This window comes from Janthinobacterium lyxosi (assembly GCF_051380665.1).
GTDB lineage: Bacteria > Pseudomonadota > Gammaproteobacteria > Burkholderiales > Burkholderiaceae_D > Janthinobacterium.
Window position 1 is genome coordinate 1 of sequence record NZ_JBNYXM010000030.1, and the last position, 15810, is coordinate 15810.

Genomic DNA, 15810 nt, shown 5'->3' on the forward strand with positions numbered 1-15810 from the left:
GGTGCGGATATACAACCAGGAACGGCCGCATATGGCCCTGCAATACAAAACGCCCGATGCGGTGCATCGGGCGTTCTAACAGCAATAAATACTGTCAACCTATTTTAGGACTGGACACTGGTCGCTCTCTGGTCACGCCCTCGCCTCTCGCAAGCATCGATTTGTCACTTGCTAACAAGCCTTCGAATTGCGTCAGTCAGGCTAATTTCCGTAGGCGACGCAAATACGGCAAGAGGTATGTTTAATGCACCACAAACCTTGCGAGCATGCGCTTCTTCTTCCGCTGCAAGCGCCCGAATAGAATCTGGCGTCGTGTGGACACCGTCGCGCTGCAGGAGGCGCGCCGCGATTCTGTCAGCGTCCTCACATAGCAAAACAACCCCAGACAATTTCAAGGCGGAGAAGACTCCCGCCTGCAAGCGTATGAAGTCGCCATTAGGCGCGCGAAGGACAAAGTGCCCATCCAGCAATAAAGCCTGCCCAGAATCACGCAACCGTTCGACAGCTTGAATTAGTGCCCGCTGATTATCATCAACATCTGTGACGACTTTATCCTTTCCCCATGACTCGCGCCCCTTCTCCTCTCGAATAAGTTGGCTAGCGGTCAGATGTCGCATACCAAGCCCAGTAGACACCAGCGCACCTAGGTGCCCCTTCCCAACTCCGTGGACTCCTGCAAGAAATATTACCGTCATGACTTCTTTCTTTTGATTAGCAATTTCTCTAACTTCTTTAATTCATCAGGCGTCAAGTATCGGAATGATTGTGGCGGAGTGAATTTAGAAAAAATAATGCGGGGCTTAATGGGGTTATCAAATTGACGAACCTTTCCCAGCATAAATGCGAAACCTGTTTTCTTGCCACTGTAATAGTCTCTTAATTCACTGCGAGTAAGACCGCCGCCGTTATCTCTAGCTATTTCCCATAGACGAGATGCACTTGCTTCGATCACCTCAACGATTTCGACCAATGCAACAATGGCCTGAATAGGCGAAGACGAATAGATCGCCATCGCTTTGATAGCCTGAGTCGGTGCGGCACGGCGCAACTCCACGCGCTTGCTTCCCGCAAGAATAAGATCAGCATATCGAGGTTTAATCGAAATGAGTATTGAACTACCAGTTGGAGATTGAGAACAATTTTGAGAAGGAATCATCTGAGATTTTTGTAATAGACTGAGGAGGACCAGAGACAATGCCCTCGCTTATTAACGAGCTAAGCGCCACTGGCTCGGGGAAGTGACCGACCAAACGGAAAAGAATAACTTTGGTGGGGGTATGCGCCATTAGTTCGATATCTTTTTGACTGTAGACCGTTCTACGCCGCACGACCTGCATGATCTTTGCCGCATCATTATGAACCTCATAGCATTCGACAACGCCAATTGATGTTGCTGCCATTTCGTCGACAGTCCGGTAAAAGATCACCACATCACCGGGCTTCACTTGGTTCGTGGGTGCTTTGCATAGGTATGCCTGCTTGATAGCATTTCCAGCTGTCGAACCGGAGGAAAATAGTTGGGCCTGCCTCGCTAGATCAGGGAAAAGTATCTGATGGAACTGCGGCTGAATAGGGATTAAAAACTACTGCACAGATTCATCGCGACGAAAGTGGGGGAAATACAGACGTGCATAATCGAGCGTCGGCAGTGCGGACTCCGGCGGCTCAACTGGATGCTCCTTAACTAGCATTATATCTGCGCCATACATCCCACTCTTCTGAAATCCAAAGTCCTCAAGCAACGCTAGTAAATAGATTTGTCCAGGACTAGTATGAACAAATATATTCTCACATCGATTTTCTGTCGCAAAGCGAAAAGCCGCCTTAAGGAACAACTCGCCAATCTTTCTTCCCCGAATTTTCTCGCCGACCTTGAATGTACAGAGCTTAAGCGACGATCCATTCAGTTGCGTATGAGAGTCATTAATGACCTCATCCGTTTGAATCGCGTAAATACAGATTGCCTCAAGTTGCCCATCATCAGTTCGTGCGACCCACGCCTTCCTTCCCATCTGCGCTTTTTCACGAAACCACGTGTTAAAACTCCGGGAAGGCCTATCGTAACTCTCCCGAAGACTATCAAAAAGCGCAGAGTCTAGATGATTAGTGAGTTCATACAGGTGAACATCATCAATATTGGGGAGTTGAACCTCCAAGGGCTCGTGGAGCCGTCGAAGCCAGTCCTCGGCAGTTTGAATATTATAGACCCGACTACCCAGCCCTGCTTGCCGTGCTTTATTGTGAATCTCACGGTCCTCAGTAACTAGCGCGTGAACAGCAGAGCATTCAAGTGAATAAAGAATGTCGTTATCGCAGGCATCGTTGGCTGAGGTCTCGTTCGTATTGCAAGGGCTTGATGGAACACCATCAAGCCGGGCGTACTGAGCTAACCGTGCAAGCGTTCGATCTCGTCTTTCTTTATCTTTGTCGCGCTTGATATCGATTTCGGAGGCAGGATGATAAAGAAGCTGATGCCCACCTGCATTCGCCAAACGGGCAAAGTTGGCGAGACTAGGCTCAAGCACCACCATCGAATCCTGAAGTGGTATCAAAATATTAGTATCAAGCAAGAAACGCAAGCGTTGATTCAAGATTTATCTCTCAGTAGTTACTCTGCCTCTTAATAGTTATCGATTATATCCACGGCACGCTGTAGATAACTTCGCGTAACAACTTGGCTGAATTCATCGCCACCCTCTCCAATTCAGCCTCATAAACTTCTGTGTTTTCTATAATGTTTTGATCATTCCAAGGATCGTCTACGTGCACCCAAGAATTTCTATACTTTCTCAACGAATGCAAATCGTTTCTAAGTCTTGATGTCCCGGGGAGGCGATCTATCAAATCTACAAGACGCTCCTTCCCGCTTACCGAGTGCTCGGCACGTAAATAAGTCTCTATTGCCGAGACGGTAGTAAGGATCGAGGCCAGATGAGCGCCGTTTACGAAAGCAATATCGGCCTGCTGGATAATAAATGAGCACCATTCCGGCAAGATAACCCCACCTTTGAGCAGCTCGTCATCCAAAGCTACCAGATAGTTCCAACGTTCGTTCGGTTCCATAGGCAAGTTCAGGTGGCAGCGACTGAGAGGATATTTAATATCAGTAGTGTATCTCAGGCAACCTCCAAAAACGACGCTTGCACAAATATTATTTCGGCAAAAGTTAATCAGAGATAAAAGTCCGCCTGCCGATTCCATCATTTAACCCATCCCAAGGCAGGATCGCTAGGGCTACCGATTGCGATACAAAATCTATTCGTTCATCACCCGCACGGCCTACCAAATACGTCAGAGAAGCCAACCGTTCGCGGTTGGCTTTTTTGTTTTGCGCGCCAACTATGCCAGCCCTTCCCCATACCTGCCCGGCGTCACGCCCATCACCCGCTTGAACATGGCGATGAAGGCGCTGACGTTGTCGTAGCCCAGGTCCAGCGCAATAGTCGTGACGGGCTGGCCGGCGGCCAGCAGTTCCAGGGCGCGCAGGATGCGGGCGCGCTGGCGCCAGGCGGAGGGCGTAAAGCCCGTCTCCATCGTGAAACGGCGCGCCAGGGTGCGCGGCGACACGCCGGCCCAGGCAGCCAGCGCTTCCACGCCCCGCTCGTCGGCCAGGTCATCGAGCACGGCGCGCGCCACGCGCAGCAGGCGCGGGTCCGTGGGCAAGGGCAAGCCGAAGGATTCGTGCGGCGACGCGGCGATCTCGTCGAGGATCACGCCCGCCACCCGGGCCTGCCGCACGTCTAGCGCATCGAACACGCCATCGTCCCAGCCGCTGGCGCGGCCCACCGCCTCGCGCAGCAAGCCCGAGACGCGCATCACGCAAGGCGCGACGGGCAAGCCAGGGCAACTGGCCTCGTCCACATACACGCTCCAGCCCGCAAACGGGCCATGCGAACGCAGCGCATGCACGTTATGGGGCGGCATCCACACGCAGTGGCTGGCCGGCACCACCCACTGCCCGCTGTCGGCAGCAACGGAAAGCAAGCCCCGCATGGCGCCGAACAGCTGGCCGCTGGCATGGCGGTGCGCCGCCGTCACGCGTTCCTGCGGCTGGGAAATATGCATGGCGCGCAACGGCGGCGGCAACGATGGCAAGATTGGCGGATTTGACGTATCGAATGACATAAACAAGGCAGGCAAGACAATTCCGCCATCATACAGTGAAGTCTTTCCATCCTTCAGGAGTTCACCATGCGTGCAGAAGACGTATTACCCGATCAACAAAACCAGGGCCAGTTCAATGGCGTCACCGTGCGCAAGGGCACGGTGGGGGCTTTCCTGGCCAATGCCCGGCTATGGCTGGACGACACGAGCAGCATCGCCGAAAAGGCCATCGCCGAGCGCGACATCCTCGACGCCTTGCCCGCCCTGCACGCGCTGGGACTGTTCGACATCCTGCAGGTGCGAGACGCGGCACTGCGCAAACTGGTGTCCGTCTGCGCCGCGTGAGCGGGTTGACTCCTCCCCGGCGCGCATTTCCTCTATCATGCTGCTTTGCCCGCCTTCGCATCCGCCATGCCGTTTACCATTGCCACCCCCGTCCACAGCGAACTGATCATCAAGAAAAGCCGTTTCATCGGCTGCGTGCAGCCGATGACGGACCGCGCCAGTGCGCAGCAGGTGGTCAATGACTTGAAGGCGCAGCATCCGGGTGCCTGCCATGTGTGCTGGGCGCTGCTGGCGGGTGGGCAGTCGGCGGCCGTCGATGATGGCGAACCGAGCGGCACGGCCGGGCGGCCCATGCTCGACGTGCTGCGCCACCAGGACCTGGAAGGCGTGCTGGCGACCGTGGTGCGCTACTTTGGCGGGATCAAGCTGGGCGCGGGCGGCCTGGTGCGCGCCTACACGGACAGCGTGGCGCAAGCGTTGTTGCAGGCGGAAAAGACGGCCATCGTGCGCCAGCGTACCCTGCGCTGCACGGTGCCGTATGCGATGGAAGGCATGCTGCGCCGCGAACTCGATGGCGCCGGTGCCACCCTGCTGAACGTGACACACGGCGACGCCGTGCTGTTCGACTTCAGCCTGCCTGAAACGGCGGCCACCGCCCTGCTGGCCCATCTGGATGAGGCAGGCAATGGCCGCATTGCTTGGCTGAAAACGGTAGACAGCGTGGAGTAAATCCTAGAGATTGGCTGGCCGCTTGATCTGCAACAAGATGAAATGTATCCACGCCAGCGCCGGCAGCACCATCAATACCAGCATCAGTCCGGCTGGCATGTCCGGCACGAAGCGCACGAAGCAGGCGAGAAAACCGGCGATGGCCAGCCAGAAGCGCCAGTTGAATGCATACGCCTTGCGCGCCACCGTCGCCAGCGCGATGCGCCAGAATTCCAGCAAGGCCCACAGGCCGCCCGTCAGCAATAGCGCGGCCAGGGCATTGGCGCCGGGTGCGTCGGCCCAGGTGCGCACCAGCTTGTACAGCAGCACGGGATAGCCGGCCGTGATGGCCAGAGTGGTGGGGCCGGCGGCGATGACAGCTTCAAACAGTTGCCCTTTGGAACGATGATCCACTACATCACCCCTATGCCACGACGCCGGAATGGGCGGCGATCACTTGCAGCGCGCCGGCCGCATCCTGCGTCCAGACGCGCGTAAAACGGAAGTCGCCATGCGTTTCCACGTCGTGATAACTGCCCGTCAGCTGCATGCGCACGGAGACCACGGCCACGTTGCCGTTGATGCGCACATGGCGCTCGGAGGCGCGCAAGTCCGTGATGGTCAGCAGGCGCTGCTCATGCGCTGCCAAGTCCGCATGCTTGCTCAGCAAGTGCCCCAGGTGATTCGTAAACAACAAGTCATCGGCCAGCAACACATTCAGCACAGCCACGTCGGAGGCCATCATGGCCAGGCGCAAGCGCTCTTCCGCATCGAGTACTTGAGCTTCCGTTAAAGCATTCATCTTTTTCCTTAAAAAATACTGCGCCAGATTAGCAAACGAACAAACGTGCAATGCTGGCATGAAATCTTCCTTTTCACAATCATCCGGCAGACCTATACCTGCGCTTATGCCTGTGAAGCATATTTATATAGCGTAATATTCGCAGCGGTATTGCGCAAAACGCCCCCATAGTACTGTACAGTGCTTGCCCTTTCGCCCCGGGCTGGGGCAGCAATTACTTGTAGTAAAGTTCTCATGCTCTCTGCAGTCTCGAATAAAACCAAGATAAGGCCCCTTCATGGCAATTAACATCATTCTGAATCTGCTCGTTGCGTTGATCGTCTTCGCCTTCATGTTCCGCCAGCAACGCAACCACTCCACGTTTACCGTGCGCGTCTTCACGGGCCTGGGCCTGGGCGTGCTGCTGGGTGCGGCTGCGCAAACGCTGTATGGCGCCGGGTCGCCCATCATCGCGGGCACCAATGAATACATCGACATCGTCGGCAGCGGCTATGTAAAACTGCTGCAAATGATCATCATACCGCTGATCATGGTCTCCATCATTTCCGCCATCCTGAAACTCAAGGACGCGAGTTCCCTGGGCAAGATCAGCGCGCTGACCATCGGCACCCTCCTGATTACCACCACGATCGCCGCCGCGCTGGGCATTTTGATGGCCAAGCTGTTCGGCCTGACGGCTGTCGGCCTGACCTCGAGCGCCGCCGAAGTGGCGCGCGGCGTGCAGCTGCAAGGTTCGCTGGAAACGGCGAAGGCCCTGTCGCTGCCCAAACTGCTGGTCAGCTTCGTGCCGACCAACCCCTTCCTCGACATGACGGGCGCGCGCAAGACGTCGACCATCGCCGTGGTGGTGTTCTCCATCTTCATCGGCATCTCGGCCACGGGCATCGCCGCGAAAAAACCGGAAATCTTTACTTCCTTCGAGCACTTCATGAAAGTGGCGCACGCCATCGTCATGCGCATGGTCACGCTGGTGCTGCGCCTGACGCCGTATGGCGTGTTTGCGCTGATGTTTGAGGTGGTGGCCTCGTCGAGCTACACGGACATCTTGAAACTGATCAACTTCGTCGTCGCCTCGTACAGCGCGCTGATATTGATGTTCCTGGTGCACCTGGCCATTATCGCCGGCGTGGGACTGAACCCGCTGCGCTTCGTGAAAAAAGTCTTCCCCGTGCTGGCCTTCGCGTTCACCTCGCGCACCAGCGCCGGTTCGATCCCGATGAGCGTGCAGACGCAAACCCAGCGCCTGGGCACGCCGGAAGGCATCGCCAACTTCGCCGCCTCGTTCGGTTCGACCATCGGCCAGAACGGCTGCGCCGGCATCTATCCGGCCATGCTGGCCGTGATGATCGCCCCCACCGTCGGCGTCGACCCGTTCACCATCAGCTTCCTGCTGCCCTTGCTCGCCATCATCACCATCGGTTCCGTCGGCGTGGCCGGCGTGGGCGGCGGCGCCACGTTTGCCGCCCTGATCGTGCTGTCGGCAATGGACTTGCCCGTCGCCCTGGCCGGCTTGCTGATCTCCGTCGAACCGCTGATCGACATGGGCCGCACGGCCCTGAACGTGAGCGGCTCGATCACGGCCGGCACCGTCACCAGCCGCGTCATGGGACAGACCGACCTGGCCGTCTACAACAGCGACGACGCGCCCGACCTGGACGAGGCGGAACACGCCGCTTAAGGCTGCTCGCAGCTGCGCGCCGATGGAACAGAAATGGCCGCAACCCATCTGGATCGTGCGTCACGGCCAAAGGGCCGGCAATGTGGCGCGCGATGCCACCGAAGCGGAAAAACAGTTATTGATCGCCATCGCCGAGCGCGATGTCGATGTCCCCCTCTCCGAGCTTGGCGCGCGCCAGGCGCAAACCCTGGGCGACTGGTTCGCCACCCTTCCCTCTGAACAACAACCGACCGTCGTGCTGTACTCGCCCTACGTGCGGGTGCAGCAGACGGCGCAAGCCATGCTGGCGCGGCTTGCCGCGGACAGCCTCGCCTCCGTGGTGGCCGACGAACGCCTGCGCTCCTCGACCGCCTGACCGTGCACGGCATCGCCAACAAGTACCCGGAACTGTACGAGCAGCGCCAGCATGTCGGCAAGTTTTACTTCCGTCCACCCGGCGGCGAAAGCTGGTGCGACGTCATCCTGCGCCTGCGCAGCGTGCTCGACACCATCACCCGCGAATACCGGGGCGAACGGGTGCTGATCGTCGGCCACAAGGTCATCGTCAATTGCTTGCGCTATCTGCTGGAACGCTGCGACGAGCACGCCATCCTGGCCATCGACAAGGCGGCCGACGTGCCCAACTGCGGCGTCACCTTGTACGCCTTCAACCCCGCCCTGGGCGGGCACGGCAAGCTGCAGCTGGACCTGTGCAACTTCGTCGCGCCACTGGAAGCGGCCGGCACACCCGTCACGGCCCAGCCCGACATGCCGGCCGCGCCGAAATCCTGAGACTTCGGGGCATGCGTGGACGCTATCGACAGCACGCCTTCCCTGCGGCGCTCCTGGCGACAAAAAAACAACAGCATAAGCATATCCAGAAAGAAACGTTAGCGCACACCGCCGCCTCCCTTAAGCTCATGGCAACTTTTTCCGTACTAACACTCATTGAGCCCAAAGGACAACGCCGTGCATCCGCACCACTTCTATCCAGTATCTGCCACGCCCGCCACGCCGCTGCGCGCCATCGTCCTGGCCTGCGCCATGCTGGGCGCACCGTCCGCCTGGGCACAAGATGCGCAAGCCACCGCCAGCACAGGCATCAGCGCTGAAACGGCCGGCGCCAGCATCGACCAGGTCACCGTCGTCGGCTCGCGCGCACGCAACCGCACCGTCTTCGACAGCAGCGTGCCCATCGACCGCTTCGGCGCACGCGAAGTGAGCAATGCGCTGTCGACGGGCGACGTGGGCGCGGCCCTGCAAAACCTGTCACCCTCGATCAACTTCCCCCGCATCGAATCGAGCGGCGCGTCGGACTCCGTGCGCGGCATCCAGTTGCGGGGATTGGCGCCCGACCAGGTGCTGGTGCTGATCAACGGCAAGCGCCGCCACACGAGCGCCGTGCTCGACACGGAAAGCAGCTTCGCCGGCACCGTGCCGGTCGACATCAACGCCATTCCGCCGAACGCCATCGACCACATCGAAATCCTGCGCGACGGCGCGGGCGCCCAGTACGGCAGCGACGCCGTGGCGGGCGTGATCAACATTGTGCTGAAAAAAGCCCGCACGGGCGGCTCCGCTTCCGTCAGCTATGGCGCCAACCACACGCATTTCGAGCCCACCGATCAAACCTTGACGGATGGCCAGACCGTCATCGTCAACGCCGACTATGGCGTGCCACTGGGCGAGGCTGGCTACTTCCGCTTCGGCGCGGAAACGCGGCGCCGCTCGCCCACGGAACGGGCCGGCCCCAGCGACGCGGGCTGGACTTCCTACAACTTCACGCCAGCCGACCAGGCGCTCGATGGCAAGGTGCTGTTCAAGTCGGGCGACTCGCGCCAGCGCAACAACTACCTGTTCTACAACACCCAGCTCACCCTGGCCAACGGCCTGGACCTGTACTCGTTTGCCACCTTGAACGAGCGCAAGTCCGACGGCAGCGCCTACTTCCGCTATCCGGGCGACCCGTCGAACGTGACGGCCCTGTATCCGAACGGCTACCGCCCCGTCACCAACGGCGACAAGCGCGACCTCAGCATCGTGGCCGGCGTGCGCGGCAGCGCAGGCGAGTGGAACTGGGACGCCAGCGCGCGCCACGGCAGCGACCGCTTTGACTACGGCGTAAGCCACTCCGTCAACGCCTCGCTGGGTGCGGCCAGCCCCACGCGTTTCAAGCTGGCCGGCTTCGACTTCCGCCAGAACGCCTTGAACATCGATGCCACGCGCAGCATCGACATCGGTCTGCCCGCACCTTTGAGCCTGGCGGTGGGCGCCGAATGGATGCGCGAAACCTACACCAGCTCGGCCGGCGACCCCGCTTCGTATGCGGCCGGCAGTTTCACCGACGCTCCACCGGGCGCGCAGGCGGGGCCGGGCCTGCGTCCATCGGACGCCTATGACGGCAGCCGGCAAATCCGCTCCGTGTATGCGGACGTGGAAAACGACCTCACGCCGCGCCTGCTGGTGGGCGCCGCCGCCCGCTATTCCGACTACAGCGACTTCGGCAGCGCCAGCACGGGCAAGTTGTCCACGCGCTATAAAGTGACGGAGCATTTCCTCGTGCGCGGTTCGCTGTCGAACAGCTTCCGCGCGCCGGCCCTCGTGCAGACGGGTTTCCGCTTCGCCAGCCTGAACTTCAACGCCGATGGCACGGCCCTGCAAACGGCGGCCCTGCTGCCGGCCAGCGTCCCGCTGGCGCGCAGCTTCGGCGCGCAACAGCTGAAAGCGGAAAAGTCGACCAACCTGTCCCTGGGCCTGGCCTGGAAACCGGCGGCCGCCACCAGCGTGACGGTGGACGCCTACGTAATCCGCATCCGCGACCGCATCACGCGCTCGAGCGACTTGCAAAGCGACGCCGTCACCGCCTACCTGGCCGCCAATGGCCGCAGCGACATCCAGTCCGTGGCCTACCTGGCCAACCTGCTCGACACGCGTACGAAAGGCCTGGACGTGGTGCTGAATCATGACCTGGCCTTCACGTCAGGCAAGCTGAACCTGAACGCGGCACTGAACCTGAACAAGTCCAGTCTCGACAAGGTGCGCCAGAGTTCCGCTGCGCTGACCAATATCGATCCCAGTCTGACCTTGCTGACAGAGACGAGTTTGTTCCGCATCAAACATGCGTCACCCACCAGCAAATTGATCCTCGGTGCCGACTGGCAAGCGGCCGGCTGGGGCATGCAGGCGCGCGCCACGCGCTTCGGCGAGTTGAAAGATTTTTCGTATGACAGCGATGCGCCGCTGATCGACGGCATCCCCGCGCAGCGCTTCGGCGCCGTCTGGTCGCTGGACCTGGAAGGCCAATTAAAACTGAGCAAGCAGCTGACCCTGAGCGTGGGTGGCAACAATATCCTCGACCGTTACCCGCAGCGCGTGCGCCAGACAAATAACGCCACGTATGGTGGCGCCCTGCCCTACAATTTCATCAACCCCATCGGCGTCAATGGCGCGTATTTCTACGCCAAGCTGAACTACACGTTTTAACGTCACGGAAAGAGCATATGATCATCAAACGCATCTCTCACCTCGTCGCCGGCGCCTGCCTGAGCGCCCTCCTGCTGTCCAGCGCCCAGGCTGCCGCACCGCTGGTGCTGATGACGGACTTCGGCACGGCCGATGGCGCCGTGTCCGCCATGCATGGCGTGGCCTATGGCGTCGACCCCAAGCTCACCATCTCGGATCTGACGCACCAGATTCCCGACTACGACATCTGGCTGGGCGCCTACCGCCTGTACCAGACGGCCAATTACTGGCCGCAAGGCACGGTGTTTGTTTCCGTCATCGATCCGGGCGTGGGGACCAACCGCAAGTCGGTGGTGCTGAAAACCAAGGGTGGACGCTACTTCGTGGGCCCGGACAACGGCCTGTTCACCCTGATCGCCGAGCGCGACGGCGTGGCCGAACTGCGCGAAATCGATGAAAAGGTCAACCGCCTGGCCGGATCAGGCGAGTCGTATACCTTCCATGGCCGCGACGTGTACGCGTATGTCGGTGCGCGCCTGGCCTCGGGCGCCATCAGCTATGAACAGGTGGGCCCGCAATTGCCGAGCGAATCCGTGGTCAAGATTGCGTATCAAAAACCTGTGCGCGATGGCAATACCATCCGCGGCATCGTGCCCGTGCTCGACGTCAAGTATGGCAATGTGTGGACGAATATCCCGAAATCCCTGCTCGACGAATTGCAGGTGAAACTGCACGACCCGCTGCAAGTGCGCATCTTACACAAGGGCAAGCAAGTGGCCAAGGTCACGGCGCCATTCGAGCACACCTTTGGCGGCGTCGCCAAGGGCAAGCCCCTGGTCTACCTGAACAGCCTGCTCGACGTGGCTGTGGCTATCAGCCAGGGTGACTTTGCCGCCCAACACCACGTCGCCTCGGGCGTGGATTGGGAAGTGGAAGTGAGCAAGGCCCCTGCCGCCAAATAAACCCTCCACCCGCGGCCAGGGCATCCTGTCCTGGCCCAACTGGCCATATCCCTTGCTGGTTTGCGCTACCTCAAACCCAGCGCTCTGCTCGCCCCAGCCAGCACCAGGCCTGTGCAAGTCCGGTGAACCTGTACCGGCCCACCCACTCTAAACCTTGCAAGCGATGCCAGCCTTGTTCCAGATGCGCAATCTGGCGAGGCATGCGTTTTCACGACAGTCTTCCACTGAAAAGGAACAATCATGACGGCTCCACTCCTGACCACCAGCAAGCTCGTCCTCGGTAGCGCCATCGTCTGTGCGCTGCTGGGCGGCTGCAACAAACACAGCGACACCAGCACCACCGCCACGCCCGCCACCACCGCGCCGGCAACGCCAGGCACCACACCTGGCATGACACCGGACACCACCAATCCCGATGGCACCACCACGCCGCCACCGACCACGCCCCACAACGGTACGACACCCGGAACAGGTACGGGGACCACCTCGCCACCGCGCAACAGTTAGTGCGCCGCGCCCTGGCCAGCTGGACAGAAAAAAAAAGAGCCTTCCGCAGAAGGCTCTTGAAATACCACAGCGCAGCGCAAGCCACGCCTTGGCCCGGTACTACTTTTGCAGGCTGACCGACGTTGCCTTCGGCGTGCGGCGTCCCATCAGGAACAGCACGGCCTTTTTCAGCATGCGGTAGACGAAGCGCACCAGCAGCAGGGTCAGCACGCATTCAAGCAGGGTCAGGATCATGGCCACGGCTACGGGCATGCGCGCGGCGCGGCGGTGGAACTTGGCCACGGCGCCATCGCGGGCGATTTCGATGCTGTCATAGAAGGTCGGTACGACCAGCAGGGTCAGGATCGTCGAGGTGATGGTGCCGCCGATGATGGCGATCGCCAATGGACGGTAGAACTCGCCGCCCTCGCCCAAGCCCAGCGCCACGGGGAACATGCCGGCGATCAGCGCAAACGTCGTCATCAGGATGGGGCGCAGACGCATGCGGCCCGCATACATCAGCGCGTCTTCGCGGCCATGGCCCTCTTCTTCGCGCTTGCGCGCCGCGTCCAGCAGCAAGATGGCGTTCTTGGCGACCAGGCCCATCAGCATGATGATGCCGATAAAGCTCATCAGGTTGAGGGTATTGTTGGTGATCACCAGCGCCACCACCACGCCGATCAGACTCAGCGGCAAGGACATCATCACGGCCACCGGCGCGGTAAATGAACCAAACTGCATGACCAGGATCAAATACATCAAGCCGATACCCATCACCAGCGCAATCAGCATTTCCGTGAACAGCTCTTGCTGGTCCTGGCCGGCGCCACCGAGCGCCAGGCCGTAGCCGGGCGGGAAATCGATGGAGTTGGCCAGCTTCATGGCGTCGCTCGTCACTTCGCCGTTCGAGCGGCCTTGCGCATTGGCAGACACGGTGATCGTGCGCTTGCCATTCTTGTGCTCGATGCCGGACGGGCCCTTGCCCATGGTAATGGTGGCGATCTGGTCCAGCGGCACCATTTGCGAGGTACCCGTCACGCTGATCGGCAGGCGCTCGATGTTTTCCGAGGCCACGCGGTCATCGGGATGCAGGCGCACGGCAACGTCGCGCGTTTCGCCCGTCGGATCGACCCAGTCGCCCACTTCCACGCCGGCAAACGCCACGCGCAACGATTGCGCCGCATCATTGACGGAAATGCCCATCGAGTTGGCCAGGCCACGGTTGAGCTCGATCTGCAGCTCGTTTTTCGGGTCCTGCTCGGACAGGCCCACGTCGACGGCGCCAGGAATTGCGCGCAGCTTGTCCATGTAGGCGTTGGTAATTTCCATGAGTTTACGCGAATCGGGACCCGTGAATTCCACCTGGATGGGCTTTTGCGAACCATTGCTCAAGTCATCCTGCACCACGTATTCGGCGCCCACCAGGCGCGACATCTTCTCGCGCAGCTCGACGGCGATTTCCTTGGCCGAACGCTTGCGGGTGTTGCGCTTGCCGATGTCGACATAGACTCTTCCGCCACCGGCATTGATGGAGCTGTTGGTATCCTTGGTTTCAGGCAAGGTGCGCGCCAGCACGGCCGCCGCTTCCAGTTTCAAACGCGAATATTCGATGCTGCTCGACGATGGCGTGCGCACATTGATCATCAGATTGCCCGAATCGGATGCCGGCAGGAAACTCGTGCCGCCATGTGTAGCGTGCAGGACGATGGCGCCCACCAGGCTGCCGAAGGCGATCACGGCCATCCAGCGGCGGTGATGCAAGGCCCAGGCGATCACGCGGCCATAGCGGTCGGCCTGATGGTCGAACCAGTGGTTGAATTTCTCCAGCACGCGGCCGATGCCTTTTTTCGGCGCCGCATGTTCCTCGACCGGGTCGCCCCAGTAGGCCGACAGCATGGGGTCGAGCGTAAACGAAATGCCCAGGCTGACCAGCACCGAGCACGTCACCGTCAAGGCGAACGGACGGAACCATTCGCCGGAGATACCAGGCATGAAGGCCACGGGAATGAAGACGGCGATGATGGAGAAGGTCGTGGCGGCCACGGCCATGCCGATCTCGGCCGTGCCTTCCAGCGCGGCCGTGCGGCGGTCCTTGCCCATCTGCATGTGGCGCACGATGTTTTCACGCACCACGATGGCATCATCGATCAGCACGCCGATGGCCAGCGACAGGCCCAGCAGGGTCATGAAGTTCAGGGTAAAGCCGCACAGCCACACGGCAATGAAGGCGGCAATCACGGACGTCGGCAGGCTCAGCGCCGTGATCAGGGTCGAACGCCAGGAGTTCAGGAACGCATACACGACGAAAATCGTCAGTACGGCGCCCAGCACCAGCGATTCGATCACATTGTTCAGGCTATGCTGGGCGTTTTCGCCGCCGTCGCGTGTCACTTGCAGGATCGTGCCTTTCGGCAAGGTCTTGTTGATTTCCGCCACCATGTCGCGGATCTTGTTGGCCACGCTGACGGTGGAGGCGTCGCGCACGCGGGTAATCGACATGCCCACGTTGGGCTTGCCGCTGCGCATGCTCAGGCTGTTGACTTCGGCAAAGCCATCCTCGATGGTGGCCACTTGCGCCAGGCGCACGATTTCCTCGCCGCGGCGCTTGATCACCACTTTCTCGAAATCGGCCGGCGACTCGATGCGGCCCACCAGGCGGATGCTTTTCTCGTCGAGGGTGCCGCGCACCTTGCCCACGGGCGCATTCGTGTTCTGGTTGCGCAAGGCGGTGACGACGTCGCTGACGGACACATTGTATTCACGCAACTTCTCCGCCCGCAGCAGCACGGACAATTCGCGCTTCAGCGAACCGCCCACGTTGACCAGCGCCACGCCATCGACGGTGCGGAAACGGTCCGACAGCACGTCTTCGGCCAGGCGCGAAATTTCCGCATGGCTTTGCGTATTCGACGACAGCGCCAGCTGCATGATCGGTTCGGCAGCCGGGTCGATGCGCTGCAGGATGGGCTCGCGCATTTCCGTCGGCAACTTGTAGCGCACGGCGGCAATCGCATTGCGGATATTGTCGGAAGCCTCGATCAGATTGGTATTGAAGGAAAACTTCAGGAAGATGCTGGCCGAACCTTCATTCGAGTCGCTATTGACCTCGGTCACGCCGGAAATGCTTTGCAAGGATTTTTCCAGGCGGTTCACCACTTCGCGCTCGACCGTATCGGGCGATGCGCCAGGGTAAGGAATGCTGACGACGATGAAGGGCACTTCGACGTCCGGGTTCTGGTTGACGCGCAGTTTCTTGAGCGCCAGCAAGCCGACGCACATCATTGCCAGGATCAGGACGATGGTGGCGGTAGGCCGCTTGATACTGAAATCGGAAAGGAACATGG

Annotated in this window: 18 protein-coding genes; 9 read left to right on the top strand and 9 right to left on the bottom strand. The window is 60.0% G+C overall.

Annotated elements, in window-relative coordinates; genetic code table 11:
- A partial coding sequence (locus tag ACQ4WP_RS23665) for an integrase core domain-containing protein (protein WP_436522667.1) occupies window positions 1-79 on the top strand: 79 nt, incomplete at its 5' end.
- A gap of 85 nt (window positions 80-164) precedes the next feature.
- Here ACQ4WP_RS23665 and ACQ4WP_RS23670 read toward each other — a convergent pair.
- The 6 genes from ACQ4WP_RS23670 to ACQ4WP_RS23695 all read right to left on the bottom strand — a co-directional run bounded on the left by ACQ4WP_RS23670 (window position 165) and on the right by ACQ4WP_RS23695 (window position 4125).
- Window positions 165-695 (bottom strand): ATP-binding protein, encoded by a 531-nt coding sequence (locus ACQ4WP_RS23670; protein ID WP_436524911.1) that lies wholly within the window; start codon window positions 693-695, stop codon window positions 165-167.
- Window positions 692-1156: an ASCH domain-containing protein gene (locus ACQ4WP_RS23675; protein WP_436524913.1), complete on the bottom strand. Its 465-nt coding sequence runs from the start codon at window positions 1154-1156 to the stop codon at window positions 692-694. The genes ACQ4WP_RS23670 and ACQ4WP_RS23675 overlap by 4 nt, the downstream gene beginning before the upstream one ends.
- Entirely contained in the window at window positions 1116-1445 is a 330-nt protein-coding gene (locus tag ACQ4WP_RS23680) for a hypothetical protein (RefSeq protein WP_436524915.1), read from the bottom strand. The genes ACQ4WP_RS23675 and ACQ4WP_RS23680 overlap by 41 nt, the downstream gene beginning before the upstream one ends.
- A 138-nt stretch (window positions 1446-1583) precedes the next feature.
- Window positions 1584-2591, bottom strand: a complete 1008-nt coding sequence (locus tag ACQ4WP_RS23685) for a GNAT family N-acetyltransferase (RefSeq protein WP_436524917.1) — start codon at window positions 2589-2591, stop codon at window positions 1584-1586.
- A gap of 43 nt (window positions 2592-2634) precedes the next feature.
- On the bottom strand, window positions 2635-3063 hold the full coding sequence (locus ACQ4WP_RS23690; protein ID WP_436524919.1) for a hypothetical protein: 429 nt from the start codon (window positions 3061-3063) through the stop codon (window positions 2635-2637).
- Between the two features lie 276 nt (window positions 3064-3339).
- On the bottom strand, window positions 3340-4125 hold the full coding sequence (locus ACQ4WP_RS23695) for a helix-turn-helix domain-containing protein (protein ID WP_436525027.1): 786 nt from the start codon (window positions 4123-4125) through the stop codon (window positions 3340-3342).
- A gap of 66 nt (window positions 4126-4191) precedes the next feature.
- On the opposite strand from ACQ4WP_RS23695, the gene ACQ4WP_RS23700 reads away from it, so the two are divergent.
- Entirely contained in the window at window positions 4192-4449 is a 258-nt protein-coding gene (locus tag ACQ4WP_RS23700; protein WP_436524921.1) for a hypothetical protein, read from the top strand.
- A 66-nt stretch (window positions 4450-4515) separates the two neighbouring features.
- Window positions 4516-5118, top strand: a complete 603-nt coding sequence (locus ACQ4WP_RS23705; RefSeq protein ID WP_436524923.1) for an IMPACT family protein — start codon at window positions 4516-4518, stop codon at window positions 5116-5118.
- Between the two features lie 3 nt (window positions 5119-5121).
- Here the strand turns inward: ACQ4WP_RS23705 and ACQ4WP_RS23710 are convergent, their stop codons facing one another.
- Both ACQ4WP_RS23710 and ACQ4WP_RS23715 read right to left on the bottom strand, forming a co-directional pair.
- Complete coding sequence (locus ACQ4WP_RS23710; protein ID WP_436524925.1) at window positions 5122-5511, bottom strand: hypothetical protein; 390 nt, start codon at window positions 5509-5511, stop codon at window positions 5122-5124.
- A gap of 10 nt (window positions 5512-5521) precedes the next feature.
- On the bottom strand, window positions 5522-5899 hold the full coding sequence (locus ACQ4WP_RS23715) for a nuclear transport factor 2 family protein (protein ID WP_436524927.1): 378 nt from the start codon (window positions 5897-5899) through the stop codon (window positions 5522-5524).
- 277 nt (window positions 5900-6176) lie between these two features.
- Between ACQ4WP_RS23715 and ACQ4WP_RS23720 the strand changes: the two genes are divergently transcribed.
- The 6 genes from ACQ4WP_RS23720 to ACQ4WP_RS23745 all read left to right on the top strand — a co-directional run bounded on the left by ACQ4WP_RS23720 (window position 6177) and on the right by ACQ4WP_RS23745 (window position 12487).
- Window positions 6177-7577, top strand: coding sequence for an L-cystine transporter (locus tag ACQ4WP_RS23720; protein ID WP_436524929.1), 1401 nt, complete (start codon window positions 6177-6179; stop codon window positions 7575-7577).
- A 22-nt stretch (window positions 7578-7599) separates the two neighbouring features.
- Window positions 7600-7932: a phosphoglycerate mutase family protein gene (locus ACQ4WP_RS23725; protein WP_436524930.1), complete on the top strand. Its 333-nt coding sequence runs from the start codon at window positions 7600-7602 to the stop codon at window positions 7930-7932.
- A 2-nt stretch (window positions 7933-7934) separates the two neighbouring features.
- The gene (locus ACQ4WP_RS23730; protein WP_436524932.1) at window positions 7935-8348 is read left to right on the top strand and encodes a histidine phosphatase family protein; all 414 of its coding nucleotides are present in this window, start codon (window positions 7935-7937) and stop codon (window positions 8346-8348) included.
- 177 nt (window positions 8349-8525) lie between these two features.
- A complete protein-coding gene (locus ACQ4WP_RS23735; RefSeq protein WP_436524934.1) occupies window positions 8526-11039 on the top strand; it encodes a TonB-dependent receptor plug domain-containing protein in 2514 nt (837 codons plus the stop codon).
- A gap of 17 nt (window positions 11040-11056) precedes the next feature.
- Entirely contained in the window at window positions 11057-11980 is a 924-nt protein-coding gene (locus ACQ4WP_RS23740; RefSeq protein WP_436524936.1) for an SAM hydrolase/SAM-dependent halogenase family protein, read from the top strand.
- A 240-nt stretch (window positions 11981-12220) separates the two neighbouring features.
- Window positions 12221-12487, top strand: a complete 267-nt coding sequence (locus ACQ4WP_RS23745; protein ID WP_436524938.1) for a hypothetical protein — start codon at window positions 12221-12223, stop codon at window positions 12485-12487.
- Between the two features lie 99 nt (window positions 12488-12586).
- On the opposite strand, the gene ACQ4WP_RS23750 is transcribed toward ACQ4WP_RS23745, so the two are convergent.
- The gene (locus ACQ4WP_RS23750) at window positions 12587-15808 is read right to left on the bottom strand and encodes an efflux RND transporter permease subunit (protein ID WP_436524940.1); all 3222 of its coding nucleotides are present in this window, start codon (window positions 15806-15808) and stop codon (window positions 12587-12589) included.
- Window positions 15809-15810: the final 2 nt, after the last annotated feature.

Excerpts from the sequence above, each read along its gene's own strand:
- ACQ4WP_RS23670 (WP_436524911.1), bottom strand. The coding sequence starts at position 695 with ATGACGGTAATATTTCTTGCAGGAGTCCACGGAGTTGGGAAGGGGCAC.
- ACQ4WP_RS23675 (WP_436524913.1), bottom strand. The coding sequence starts at position 1,156 with ATGATTCCTTCTCAAAATTGTTCTCAATCTCCAACTGGTAGTTCAATA.
- ACQ4WP_RS23690 (WP_436524919.1), bottom strand. The coding sequence starts at position 3,063 with ATGGAACCGAACGAACGTTGGAACTATCTGGTAGCTTTGGATGACGAG.
- ACQ4WP_RS23695 (WP_436525027.1), bottom strand. The coding sequence starts at position 4,125 with ATGTCATTCGATACGTCAAATCCGCCAATCTTGCCATCGTTGCCGCCG.
- ACQ4WP_RS23700 (WP_436524921.1), top strand. The coding sequence starts at position 4,192 with ATGCGTGCAGAAGACGTATTACCCGATCAACAAAACCAGGGCCAGTTC.
- ACQ4WP_RS23705 (WP_436524923.1), top strand. The coding sequence starts at position 4,516 with ATGCCGTTTACCATTGCCACCCCCGTCCACAGCGAACTGATCATCAAG.
- ACQ4WP_RS23715 (WP_436524927.1), bottom strand. The coding sequence starts at position 5,899 with ATGAATGCTTTAACGGAAGCTCAAGTACTCGATGCGGAAGAGCGCTTG.
- ACQ4WP_RS23720 (WP_436524929.1), top strand. The coding sequence starts at position 6,177 with ATGGCAATTAACATCATTCTGAATCTGCTCGTTGCGTTGATCGTCTTC.
- ACQ4WP_RS23725 (WP_436524930.1), top strand. The coding sequence starts at position 7,600 with ATGGAACAGAAATGGCCGCAACCCATCTGGATCGTGCGTCACGGCCAA.
- ACQ4WP_RS23740 (WP_436524936.1), top strand. The coding sequence starts at position 11,057 with ATGATCATCAAACGCATCTCTCACCTCGTCGCCGGCGCCTGCCTGAGC.
- ACQ4WP_RS23745 (WP_436524938.1), top strand. The coding sequence starts at position 12,221 with ATGACGGCTCCACTCCTGACCACCAGCAAGCTCGTCCTCGGTAGCGCC.
- ACQ4WP_RS23750 (WP_436524940.1), bottom strand. The coding sequence starts at position 15,808 with ATGTTCCTTTCCGATTTCAGTATCAAGCGGCCTACCGCCACCATCGTC.